This window comes from Nonomuraea sp. NPDC050202 (genome assembly GCF_040656115.1).
Classification (GTDB): domain Bacteria; phylum Actinomycetota; class Actinomycetes; order Streptosporangiales; family Streptosporangiaceae; genus Nonomuraea.
This window is the reverse complement of the sequence record NZ_JBFALF010000044.1, coordinates 32,484-44,894: the sequence shown is the minus strand read 5'-3', so window position 1 is coordinate 44,894 and position 12,411 is coordinate 32,484. Positions and strand designations below refer to the sequence as shown.

The window sequence follows — 12,411 nt, the reverse complement described above, 5'->3', positions numbered from 1 at the left end:
TCCTGCGCTGGCACCGCGATCTGATGAAACGACGTCACGCCCGAACCTGCCGACCGAAGTGGCCTGGCCGTCCACCCACCGTCCAGTCCATCCGCGCTCTCATCCTGCGTCTGGTCCAGGAGAACCCCGGCTGGGGTTACCGGCGGGTGCACGGTGAACTCTCCACACTCGGTATCAAGGTCGCGCCGTCCCACGGTGTGGGAGATCCTCAAGCAGGAAGGTCTTGATCCGGCGCCCGAGCGGGCTTCCATCACCTGGGCCGACTTCCTGCGCTCGCAAGCCGACGCCCTGCTGGGTGCCGATTTCTTCGAGACAATCACCTTGAACGGGCAGCGCCAGTACATCCTGACCGTCATCGAACACGCCACCAGGCGCGTCCGCGTGCTCGGCACCACCGCGCACCCGAGCGCGAGCTGGGTCACCCAGGCGATGAAGAATCTGGTGATGGACCTGGACGATGCGGGCTGCCGGGCGCGCTTTCTGCTCCGAGACAGGGATGGAAAGTTCCCGGCCCTCACGGATGCGATTCTCGCCGAGGCCGGCATCAAGACGGTGCTCACCGGTATCCGGATGCCGCGGATGAACTCGATCATGGAGCGGTGGGTGCAGTCGTGTCGCCATGAGCTTCTCGACCGCTGCCTCGTATGGAACGAACGGCACCTGCGACACGCCCTGCGCGAGTATGAACGGTTCTACAACCAGCACCGGGCCCACCAAGCCCTGAACCAAGCCGCCCCACTGCGTCCCGCCCCGGACGCGATCACGGATCCCGAGCGAATCACCGACCTGAACATACGTAGGAGAGACCGGCTCGGCGGCGTCCTCCACGAGTACTCACCTGCCGCTTGACCTGCATGGGTGGAATTTTCGGCAGGCGCACTGCCGGGTCGCGCTCCTGCGCTCGTAGAGGCCGGCAAAACTGCACGCTTCCGGTACGTCCCGCGGCAGCGGGGTCACATGCGGTATCGACGCCCGGGAGAGCGGATGGCTGTGTTTGAATCACAATTACAATGGCCTGCCACAGAGTCCTCGAGGGGCCCGGCTTCTACAGAGCACCCGCATCTGAAGAGCGGGAATGCCTTTCGCTCCTCCCGCCATGGATATCGGTCTGAACAGGTGAAAAAGGCACTCAAGCGATACAGGACTGGAAGTCATTGTTGAGGAGATGATACGCACTGATCGGGAACCATATCACCCTTAACAAGACATACTGGACGCTGAACGGCTCCCGCTATCCTAAAGCGGGTGCCGCAGGTTCGAATCCTGCCAGGGGCACTCACCTAGATCGGCATTTCAAGCCCCTGACCTGCGGTTTCTCAGCCGCAGGTCTTTTGTTTTGCGCCCTTGATAGGCAGCAGGCGGTGCCCGCATGCAGCCGTAAGACCATGATCAGGGGACATGCGCGGGATGATCTTGATGACGTTTCCCCAGGTCGGACCGCATTTTAGGCCCGCCACGTTCGCCGGTACCCGCTTCCAGCCGCGCGGCACGGGGCGAACACAGCCAGCCTGATCGTGCCGAATACGTGCGTAACCTCCGCTTAAGTCCACACTCACCGGCCCAGCACGCGGGCCGCTCCGGCGACAATGGCGGTCGCCAGCACCCAGCCAGCCGCGATCAGCCCGTAAGAGAGCCACTGCGTCGCTCCTACCGGGTTGAACGCCGACTGCTGGCCCAGATCGAAGCCCCGAGGGAGCCGATGGACACGCGGTCGCGTGTCAGGCAAGGACCATCCTCATTACGCGGTCCGCGCCCGTCAGGCGCAGGTTTGCATCCAGCCGAGCGCCGACCAGTCGGATCTCGCCAGCGGCCGCGAACTCCTTCCATGCACCAGACGCCGCCGTTCACGGCCAGTCCCCCCACCGCTCAGTGTCGCGCCGATGCGGCGGTCCAGTCTGGCGCTGTTCAGCCTGAGGCTGGCACCGATGTGGGCGTTCATCAGGTGCATACCGCCGTCGACTCGCAGCCGGTCAGCGACCCCGCAGGGCTGCTGGAGGAGGTCCGTCGTCGGAAATGTTCTGTCTGAGAGCGGCCTCGTCGATACGGTGATGTTAACTACACACAACCATCCCCTGGTTCGGTGAGGTGTAGCGGGATGCCACGCTGGATGAAACTCACGCTTGCCGCCGGGGCACCAAGCGTGCTCGGCGGCGCGATCTGGTTCTTCGGCGAACTGAGTGGCGTGGATCTTGATCGTGTAGGCATCCTGGTTGGTCTGGCGGGTGGTCCTGTCGGTTTTGTCCTGGGCTGGTGGATCTCGGCAGATGGTGAGCGGCAGAGGTCGGCGGCATCGGCGGAGCCGCTTGTGAACTCCCTCCCAACGCCAGCCGCTGCACAGACGAGTTCTGTGCCAGTGGAGATTGGGGACGTGCCGAGGGAGCCTAAGGCGTTTCAGCGACGCCCGAAGTTGTACGCCAAGATCGAGGAGATCTTTGAGGCAGGGCGGGCCGCCATGGTGTGCTCGTTGGCAGGCGCGAAGGGCGTGGGTAAAACCCATCTCGCCGCGGAGTATGCCAGGAGCAGGATGCGACAGGGCGGGCCCGTTGCATGGCTCAACGCGGAGACTGCTGAGCAGCTCCGGAGCAGTCTTGACCTGATGGCGGACGCCATCGGGGTGCGTAACGAAGATGACGATGCGGACATGGTTGCCCGCAAGATCAAGCGATGGCTGGCAGAGCGCCAAGAGCCGTACCTCGTGGTCTTCGACAACGCCGAGGACCCTGACGCCATAGCGCCACTCCTGCCCGCCAGAGGTGCCGTCCAGGTGCTGATCACCACGAACGACCACGCCTTCGAAAGGCTGGCCGTGCCCGTAGAAGTCGATCGGTTCACCAGTGCCGAGGCCTTGGCTTACCTCAAGGAGCGAGTCAGACGTACAGATGTCGCCGGCGCGAGACGGCTTGTCGCCGACCTTGATCGGCTCCCCCTCGCCTTGTCGATCGCTTCCGCCCAGCTCATGGGTCCGCCCTCGATAACCTACGACGCTTACCGAGATGCCCTACGCGACACCCCACTGGAGCAAATTCTCGATCGGCCCGCAGGCGAAAGGTACCCGAGGGGCGTGGCGCAGGCTGTTCTGCACGCTCTCGCCGGGATCTCCCCTGACGCCGAAAGACTGCTGGGGGAATTGTCGGTGATCTCCCCGTCGGGCGTAGCGACGGATCTGCTTGGAGCTGACGCGGTGCCGGCGCTTCGGGAACTGGGTCAAAAATCTCTGATAGCTGTCAGTCGTGACGGGAGGACGGCCGTTGCCCACCGGCTCGTTCAACGCGTGGTCCGTGAAAGAGCGACACAACGAGGTGTGCTCAGCACTCTGGTCGAAGGCGCAGCAGCACGGCTACACCGCGCATCCCTTGAAGTGCCGCAAGCCGAATCAGACGCGCCCATCCTCACCGACCACGCAAGAGCACTTCGGGAGCATCTCAACAGTCTGACGATCGGAGAATCCATATCTGAGGACAGCTTCCGCACTGTGGAGTTGAGCATCGCGACCCTTCGAGAGGTGGTAGCCAACAATCTCAATGAGAGGTCCGATGGGTTGGCGGCAATGCCGCTCGCAGAGGAGGTCGTCAGCATCCGGGTCCGCATTCTGGGCAACGACCATCCCGATACTTTGTACGCGCGGTGGTCTCTCGGTGCCGCGATGCGACTCGCGGGAAGGTCAGCTGAGGCGATTGAGTTGCTGCAGGAGACCGCAAGGGCGTGCCATGAGGTCCTTGGCGAGAGCGAGGACGAAGGGCTCACGCTGATTGTCCAGAACAACCTGGCGCTGGCGTACCAGGCGGCAGGGCGAATGGCAGAGGCGGTCGATATGTTCGAGCGGAACTTGGCTGCGGCGGAACGTGCCGGCATGGAGGGCATTACCCTCTTCGCTTTGAGAAATCTTGCGATTGCCTGGGCGAGCACCGGGCGAGCGGCAGAAGGAGTGGAATTGATCGAGGTGGCGTTACCCAGGACGGAACAGTATAGGGGGACACGCCATCCCGATACTCTCATTGCAGGTCGTGAAGCGGCATGGGTGTACAGGCTTGCGGGTCGGCCGGAAGAGGCTGTCTCTCTCATCACCAAAGTGTTAGAAGATCAGCGCCATCTACAAGGTGCTGATCATCCACAAACATTGATATCGCAGGGCGAGATGGCGCGCTGCCTTGAGGCGGCGGGACGGAGTTCTGAAGCTCACGATCTTCACGAGAAGACGCTTGAAGATATGAAGGCCACGATGGGCCCGGACCACCCATTGACGGCGAGGGCCGTAGAAGACCTCGATCGTGCGCGTCGCCTGAGACCTCAAGATCCCAACACCAAATCAGCGGACGAGGCGGCGTCAGCAGACGGACGCGGCCGCGAGAGTGAGGCTTTTCCAACCTGATCATGCTGGCCAGGAGGAGCGGAGTCGGGACCGGTTGGCATGAGACGAGGCTCTCGGCGAGAAAGCAGTTGACCAAGATCCGCAGCCTCTACCGGAGAGCCTTAATTGCTGTTGATTGGAGATCGTCTTGTCAAACGTCTATCGCGCGGGGGTCGGTAGCGGATCAACATGCGCCCCCTACCGGCCGCTTGTTAAAGCTCTGTCAATGCGGTGCAGGTAGGAAAATTGGTTGTCACGCCATCCTGCGTGGGTGCGATTAGTGGCAACGTTGACCCCGATGCCGGCAAGCACACCGAGCAGCCACTCCCATTCTTGGGATGCGTACGCAGCTGCGGCACCGCCTATGGCGACCATGACGGAGACGGAGCGGCGCATCCACTCCATCCCAACTGCGCGCCCGGCTTTGTCCATGTCTCGCTGCGCCTGGTCGAGCTCGAGGCGCGTGTCAAGCAACAGGTCCGCGAGGGTGCCGACCTCGCTGCCGTCTTCTGACTGGACAGGCTGCCGGTAGATTTCTCGGATGAGACGGTGCAGAGCGACGATGAGACGAAGGCGCTCGTCGTTGTAGCGGTTCCGAAAAGCGATCACGGCGTCGGTGGAGGCGCTTGGGCCTGGGGACGGCAGCAAACGTCCTACTTCGAACAGGAGTGCTTCGGTGCGGTTGGCCGTGCTTGAAGACCCGTCTGACGAGCTGGATCCCCTAGTTTCACCATGCACGAAGCGCCAGACCTCGGCGCGATCAGTGTGGGGGACAAGATTCGTGACCCTGCCCCGATCCCTCACGAGGTCCATGCCCACGTCCGCTTGGGCCGCGATCAGCTCAGCCTGCATGCCGAGGAGACATGTCTGCAGCGCTGAAGACACCACCAGACGCGGGATACCGGTGGCATCGTGCCAGCGGGCAAGTCCATCCTCCACGAGCGCATCGACTAGGACCGTAGACAATTTCATCGGCCACAGCAGCGCAGCCTCGCCGTCGGTCACCGTGCGAGGCGGCAGCAGGTCGTCGAGCGGCACGGACCGGCGCAACTCTCGAAGGACCTCAGCAGTGCGCGCTGGCTCGTCGTATGCGTCGCCGTCGCTTCCAAGGTGGCGATGACGGCCGCTGAACAGATCTCGAATCATCATCCGGTGGGAGCGGAAGGTGACGGGCCGGTACAGGCCCGCGTCGTCGACCTGCCTCAGCGGACGGTGCAAGTAGCGCTCGTAGGCCGTCTCGGGAACGATGGTAGCGATCTCATCCCAGTACAGGATGGCGTGGTGAAGCACGGCCAGCGGCGGGTTTATGAGTGGGTAGTACAGCATTCCAGCCATCGAGTTTCTCCCCTCAAACGACTCGAAGTGGTTCCCCCGCTAACGACATCGGCGCAGTGATCACACCCGCGTGCGCGATCTCGTGGTCGGCAGGGCTACGGTAGCCGAAACGTGTGTATCAGCGGTACAGGTTGTACCTGTGCCCATCAGACGAGGACCAGCGTGATCCCCACTGGACATCTGGTCATGTCCCGCGGAGTGGTGTAGTTCGGTTCTCGCGTGAGGCTCTGCTGGTTCGACTATGCCGTCATGAGTTCGGTGTGCGCCACCTCCTGTGGATTGGTGGTGGGTGGGGTGAGCAGGGCCATGGAGCTTTCGGACAAGTAGCGACGGTCGGCGACTTGCCATTCGTCGTGGGCTTCGACCAGCACCGCACCGGCCAGGCGGAGCAGCGCTTCTGGGTTGGGGAAGACGCCGACGACGTCGGTGCGGCGTTTGATCTCTTTATTCAGCCGTTCGAGAGGGTTGGTCGACCAGATCTTCTTCCAGTGCCCGGGCGGGAACGCGGCGAAGGCCAGAATGTCGTCGGCGGCCTCGTGCAGCATCGCCTGCACCTTGGGGAACTGGCGGCCGAGCATGCCCGCGATCACGCCGAGTTGGTCGCGCACCATGTCCGGGGTGGGCTGGGCGAAGATGGTGCGGATGGCGGCGGCGACCATCTCGGCCGACCCCTTCGGGACGGTCGCCAGGACATTTCGCAGGAAGTGCACGCGACACCTCTGCCAGGCCGCGCCGAGCAGCACTGCGCCGATGGAGGCGACCAGGCCGGCGTGCGCGTCGGAGATGACCAGCTGCACTCCGGCCAGGCCGCGCGCCTTGAGCGAGCGCAGGAACGCGGTCCAGAAGGCGCCGTCTTCGCTGTCACCCACGGCGAAGCCGATGACTTCGCGGCGGCCGTCGGCGCTGACGCCGGTGGCCACGATGACGGCCTGGGAGACCACCCGCCGGTTCACTCGCGCCTTGCAGTAGGTGGCGTCCAGGAACAGGTAGGGGAACCTCTGCTCGGCGAGCGAGCGGTCGCGGAAGGCGGATACTTCCTCGTCCAGGTCGGCGCAGATCCGTGAGACCTCGCTCTTGGAGATGCCGGTGTCGGCGCCGAGGGCTTTGACCAGGTCGTCGACCTTGCGGGTGGACACGCCGTGCAGGTAGGCCTCCATCACCACGGCGAACAAGGCCTGGTCCACGCGGCGGCGGCGTTCCAGCAGCGAGGGGAAGAACGAGCCGGTGCGCAGCTTGGGAACCTGCAGCTCCAGACCACCCGCGGTGGTGGTCAGCGTGCGGGGGCGGTGCCCGTTGCGCTGCGCCACCCGGGTCGGGGTGCGCTCGTTCGGGGCGGCGCCGATCACCGCGGTCAGCTCGGCCTCGATGAGGGCTTGGTAGATGGTCTCGGCGGCGTGCCGGATACGTTCGCTCGCCTCGGAGTTCTTCAGTACCGAAAGGACTTCTAACAGGGCAGACTGGTCCAGGGCCATCGTGTGCTTCTCCTCTGCGTGTCACTTGGCGGTTTCACACAGAGACTCACGCGATGGCCCTCTGTCGTTAAAGGCGACGCGCCGATGAGGGCCGGTTCTACACCACTCGGCGGGACGTGACCGAGGCAAGCTTCGTAGCCCTTACTTTGGCTCACGGATGGGGCATCGCCCTGCGTATATCGGCCGTGCGGCAGTCACTTGAGTCAACGCACCCGCATCTGAAGAGCGGTACCGCCGTGCAAGGCGCCCGCCGCGAGTATCGCTTTCACCAGTGCAAACACCCGCCCAGCGATGGACAGTGGGGAGGTCCTTGCTGAGGAGCCAATACAGGCCGAGCAACCATCACATATGGCCCATTAACAGAGAAACCGAACGCCGTTCGACTCGAGCTCTCCTAATGCGAGCCCTCTTATTAGAGGTCAATGGCGCTGCAAGTCGGACGCTCAACACGACGTGGACCAGGGGTGATCGAGGTCGTGACTCGCCTCCAGGTGTCAGTGAGTCAGACGCGTAGTCTCGCGCGGTAGCGGAGCGCATGGGCAGCAGCCTGGCCCGGAAGAAGTACACCCGGGTTACGGAGCGCGATCTTGCCTGTTCTTTGCCTGCCTTCATGTCCGAATTCGCGCCTGGAGGCAGGTATTTAGAAGGCGACAGGGACCAGGTGGCTCGGATGAGCGGGCCACATCGCCATGACAGGACCCAACCACATCACCCTTCGACGTCCGTCGTCCACTACGCCCATCAGACTCGACAGTCTCAGCGAGAAGGGGCCCTGGCATACGCCGCCGAGCGGCTTGTCTGGGCTGCCTCAACACGACCAAGGATCTGCTGAGCACCTCGCACCAGTGGCCGGCACCAGATCGGGCTCGCACTTGCTTGTCCGCCGTACACAACCCTTCCCGAACGCGCAACCTCCCAATCCACGTCGGCACCCCCGAAGGGCTGTCCAGCGGTGTCACGGCGCCTCACAGCGTCGCGCGATGCGTCGCTTCCGTAGCGGCGATCGAGTCGGGCTTGAGTGCTGGCGCCGAGGTGGGTGTCGATACGTCGTGCCCGGCACGGCGCTCGGGGCGGTCGGCGATGGCGCGCATCACGCTCACCCGACTTCCTGCACCGCGGTGGCCGTGCCAGGCGGGCTCACGGCAGTCACGCGTCCTTCCCAGCCGGGAGATCGGCGATGAGGCGCGCGCTGACGTGGGCCGAGATCCAGCAACTGCCGGCTGTGGTCGACGTGGTCACCGCGGGACGGGCGCTCGGATTGGGACGCACCACGGCCTACCAACTCGCCAGGGACGGCCAGTTCCCCTGCCGGATCATCCGCATCGGCAAGAGATACCTGGTGCCCACCGCCGCCCTGCTCGCGCTGCTCGGCGAGCACACCCTCATCGAGGAGGACAGGACAACCGATGGCTGAAGGCAGCACGTTCAAACGCTGCTCCTGCCGTAACGGCGACGGCAAGGAACTCGGGCAGAAGTGCCCCAAGCTGCGCCGCCCCGGCGGCGGCTGGAACCACCGGCACGGCATCTGGCACTACCAGATCGAATTGCCTCCCCGCCCTGACGGGAAGCGCCGTGGCCCGCTCCGGCGAGGTGGCTTCACCAGCCAAGACGATGCCGAGGCCGAACTCGCCCAGGTACGGGTCCTGCTGGCGTTGGCCGGGCCGGGCGAGCCCGCTACCCGCACTCAGATCGCCGATCTGATTAAGCGCACGCTGGCCGAAACCAAGACGCTGCCCGACATGGAGGCGGTCCGCCGCAAGATCAAAACCGGGCTGGACCTGACCCAGGAGATCACCGTCGAGCAGTGGCTGGAGGAGTTTCTCCAGCGCAAGCGGAAGATCGAGGAGAGCACCCGCCGCTCCTACGAGGGCCACATCCGCCTCTACCTGATCCCCTACCTCGGCCGGCTGGCGTTGGATCGGCTCAAGGTCAGCGACATCGCGGTGATGTTCGAGCAGATCGAAGAGTTCAACGACACCATCGTCGAACGCCGCGCCAGCCCCGACCCGAGCGTGCGGGCCAGCGTCAAATACCGGCGACCGATCAGCATCGCCACCATGCACAGCATCCGCGCCACCCTGCGACACGCCCTGAACATGGCCATCCGGCAAGACCGGCTGCTCGACTTCAATCCCGCCGCCGTACTGGAACTACCGGCCAAGGCCCGCCCTAAGGCGCTGGTGTGGACCGACGACCGGGTCCAGGACTGGCAAGCCGCCTTCCAGGAACGCCTGAATGCAGAAACGCGGCGCCGGGGCGGGCGGCGGGTGGATCCGGTCGACGCCTACACCAGCACGCCGCGCCCTTCCCGAGTGATGGTCTGGACCCCGGCCCATACCCGCCTGTTTCTGGAAGAGGCCCAGCGGGACCGCCTTTTCGCCCTGTACCGGTTGATCGCGCTGCGCGGGCTACGCCGGGGCGAGGCGTGCGGGCTGCGCTGGAAGGAGGTCAACCTCGAGGCCCAGACCATCACGATCAACTGGCAACTGGTGCAACTGGCCGGGCAGGTCCACGAAGGAACACCCAAGACCGACGCCTCGGTACGCAGCATCGCCCTGGACGCCGAAACCACCTCAACACTGCGCGCGCACCGGCAGCGGCAACTCCAGGAACGGCTGACCCTGGGCGAGGCGTGGACGGACACCGGGTTCGTCTTCACCCAACCCGAGGGGAGTCGGCTGCATCCCCAGAACGTCACCGAACAGTTCCTGTGGCTGGCCTACCTCGCCGGCCTGCCACCCATCCGTCTCCACGATCTCCGCCACGGCGCTGCCTCGCTGATGCTGGCGGCCGGGGTAGAGATGAAGGTCGTGCAGGAGACGCTGGGCCACACCTCCAGTTCCTTCACCGCCGACACCTACACCTCGGTCTTCCCCGAGGTGGCGATGGCGGCCGCGGAGAAGACCGCAGCGCTCCTGCTCGCCGAGGAGGAGAACCAGCAGAAGCCAGGAAAGGTGATCCCGCTGCGGGTCTGACCCGCCACAACTGCAACCGGCCCCGTGATCGCCGCGACCAGACGGCGGGACGGGGCCGTTCCTTGCCAAGACAGCCCCAGAACACCGATGCCGATCATGGTGTGGGCGATGTTGGCGCGCGCGAGTACGTACAGAGCACGCAACCACTAGACGAAAATTCTAGAACGAGTCCGATCCCGCATCACCGCAGGTCAGAACACTATCAAAGCGCGCCCTGCAGGATTCGAACCTGCGACCGTCGGATTAGAAGCAAGATCCTTTAGTGCCGCACAGTGCCGATTGATGGCAATTCGTGCCACCTCCGCGCACATTGCGTGTCAGACAGTACCGGGTCCTGACGGCGCGTGACGTGCCGTACGAGCACGCACCGAGCACGGCCGCCCTGTACAACCATTGCATCATAGCTTCCCGGAAATGGCTCCCGCACCCCAGCCATGCTGGCACCAGCTATTAGAGATCGGTCAGAGTGCTCGGCATGCGCTCCAACCCGTACACCACTCCCGTGGGCGCAACCTCAAGGCGGCGCGGATCTTGACGATCTCGTTCGGCGTAGCTTCGAACTCGATCGGTCCCAACGACTTGTACTCGCAAGACTCTTGGCTCCGTCGTGTCGTCCTTGGAACCATGTATTCGTAGAGATCGAAGAGATCTGTTCAGTCTTGTAGCCCGCCAGTTCCTGTTCGACGTCTGCCGTCTCGTGATCAACCCGCCGCCCTCGGCCATATTTGGAGCGAGCGGAGATCGGGCCTCGGGTCAGCGCTTGCGCCGCTGCTCCCTGTTGGGGAGCGCGAACCGAGCGCGGCCCAGCGCGGTGTCGCGCAAATGTGACGGCGCAGCACATGGTGACCACTGCGGTGAATGCCATGGTTCTTGGACAGCAGGGTGTTCATCTTCCCGGCTGTAGCGGCCGGGGCCGGCCCGCCGACACAAAGCGCCCTGTGACCATCTCGCTCGCGCAGGGCAGGCAACCTGCACGAGCGGGTGCGCGCCGACATTGCCCAGCAGACGGGCCGCCTCGCCAGTCTGGCCGACGAGCCAGCCGCATCGGGGACGCTGGGGTCGTCGAGGCGGCTCTTGATGCGGCTGGTGTCCTGCTCGAAAATACGGTCTCGTGCTGTGAACTGGGGTTTTGCTGCGCGTTCAGGGCAGCGACTGCGACCATCGCGAAGTGTTGTTGTCGCTGGTCTATCGATTGCTGAGGAACCTCTTCGGCCTGCTGACAATCCTGGTTCGCGCTGATCTGTCCAAGGACGTTGAGCTGCTGGTTCTTCGTCACGAAAACCAGGTGCTCCGCCGCCAACTCGCCGGCCGGCCGCAGTGGGACCACGCCGACCGGCTCCGGCTTGCAGCGCTATCGCGGCTGATCTGCCGCCACCAGCGGACGAAAATCTTCCCGGTCACTCCAGCGACGATCCTGCGTTGGCATCGTCACCTGGTATCCCGTAAGTGGGCCTTCACCAACAGGCGGTGCCCGGGACGGCCCCGCACCCGTCAACCCGTCAAGAGACTGATCGTTCGGATGGCGTGGGAGAACCCGACCTGGGGGCACCGGAGAATCCAAGGCGAGTTGGCGCGCCTGGGCTATCCGATCGCGGCCTCCACGGTGTGGGAGATCCTGCACATAGCCGGTATCGATCCGGCACCCCGCCGGGCCGGGCCGACCTGGCGACAGTTCCTGACCGCTCAAGCCCACGCGATCGTTGCCTGCGACTTCCTCGTGGTCGAGACGATGATGCTCAAACGCCTGTACGTGCTGGTCTTCATCGAGCACGGCACCCGGAGACTGCACCTTGCCGGAGTAGCCGCGCACCCAACCGGGGCATGGACAGTGCAGCAGGCCCGCAATCTCATGATGGATCTTGGTGACCGCTCTCCGGGCTGCGGTTCGTGATCCACGATCGAGACTCGCTCTTCACCTCCGCCTTCCGCGAGGTCTTCACTTCTGAAGGGCTGCGGGACATCACCACGCTGCCGCGGACGCCGAGAATAAACGCCATCTGCGAGCGCGTCATCGGCACCCTACGCCGCGAACTCCTCGACCGGATCCTGATCCTCAACGAACGCCACCTGGCCCTTGTGCTTCAGGAGTACCTGATCCACTACAACGGGCACCGGCCGCACCAGTCCAGGCACCAACGTCCCCCGGACATCGCAACCCAGCCCGCCCGCGACGTAACCGACCTCAACGACCAGCGGATCGTCCGCCGAAAACCCGTCGCCACAGGCACGATCAACGAATACCACCACGCCGCTTAACCGCAGCTCAGACCACGTAACTCAA

9 protein-coding genes are annotated in these 12,411 nt (G+C 64.3%); 6 read left to right on the top strand and 3 right to left on the bottom strand.

Features of this window, described 5'->3' with window-relative positions; genetic code table 11:
• Positions 1-195: 195 nt before the first annotated feature.
• Together AB0I79_RS54395 and AB0I79_RS54390 are read left to right on the top strand one after the other, a co-directional pair.
• Positions 196-849 carry an integrase core domain-containing protein gene (locus AB0I79_RS54395; protein WP_357892250.1) on the top strand — a complete coding sequence of 218 codons (654 nt, stop codon included), beginning with the start codon at positions 196-198 and terminating at the stop codon, positions 847-849.
• Positions 850-2,107: 1,258 nt separating this feature from the next.
• On the top strand, positions 2,108-4,369 hold the full coding sequence (locus tag AB0I79_RS54390) for a tetratricopeptide repeat protein (protein WP_357892247.1): 2,262 nt from the start codon (positions 2,108-2,110) through the stop codon (positions 4,367-4,369).
• A 177-nt stretch (positions 4,370-4,546) separates the two neighbouring features.
• Here AB0I79_RS54390 and AB0I79_RS54385 read toward each other — a convergent pair whose 3' ends face one another.
• The 3 genes from AB0I79_RS54385 to AB0I79_RS54375 all read right to left on the bottom strand — a co-directional run bounded on the left by AB0I79_RS54385 (position 4,547) and on the right by AB0I79_RS54375 (position 8,255).
• Entirely contained in the window at positions 4,547-5,683 is a 1,137-nt protein-coding gene (locus AB0I79_RS54385) for a hypothetical protein (protein WP_357892244.1), read from the bottom strand.
• Between the two features lie 239 nt (positions 5,684-5,922).
• Entirely contained in the window at positions 5,923-7,155 is a 1,233-nt protein-coding gene (locus AB0I79_RS54380) for an IS256 family transposase (protein WP_357892241.1), read from the bottom strand.
• A 965-nt stretch (positions 7,156-8,120) separates the two neighbouring features.
• A complete protein-coding gene (locus tag AB0I79_RS54375) occupies positions 8,121-8,255 on the bottom strand; it encodes a hypothetical protein (protein WP_357892238.1) in 135 nt (44 codons plus the stop codon).
• Between the two features lie 77 nt (positions 8,256-8,332).
• Between AB0I79_RS54375 and AB0I79_RS54370 the strand changes: the two genes are divergently transcribed.
• The 4 genes from AB0I79_RS54370 to AB0I79_RS54355 all read left to right on the top strand — a co-directional run bounded on the left by AB0I79_RS54370 (position 8,333) and on the right by AB0I79_RS54355 (position 12,386).
• Complete coding sequence (locus AB0I79_RS54370; RefSeq protein WP_357892235.1) at positions 8,333-8,569, top strand: helix-turn-helix domain-containing protein; 237 nt, start codon at positions 8,333-8,335, stop codon at positions 8,567-8,569.
• Positions 8,562-10,130, top strand: a complete 1,569-nt coding sequence (locus tag AB0I79_RS54365; RefSeq protein ID WP_357892232.1) for a tyrosine-type recombinase/integrase — start codon at positions 8,562-8,564, stop codon at positions 10,128-10,130. The genes AB0I79_RS54370 and AB0I79_RS54365 overlap by 8 nt, the downstream gene beginning before the upstream one ends.
• 1,129 nt (positions 10,131-11,259) lie before the next feature.
• Positions 11,260-12,021 (top strand): hypothetical protein, encoded by a 762-nt coding sequence (locus tag AB0I79_RS54360; protein ID WP_357892229.1) that lies wholly within the window; start codon positions 11,260-11,262, stop codon positions 12,019-12,021.
• Entirely contained in the window at positions 12,018-12,386 is a 369-nt protein-coding gene (locus AB0I79_RS54355; protein ID WP_357892227.1) for an integrase core domain-containing protein, read from the top strand. The genes AB0I79_RS54360 and AB0I79_RS54355 overlap by 4 nt, the downstream gene beginning before the upstream one ends.
• Positions 12,387-12,411 lie beyond the last annotated feature (25 nt).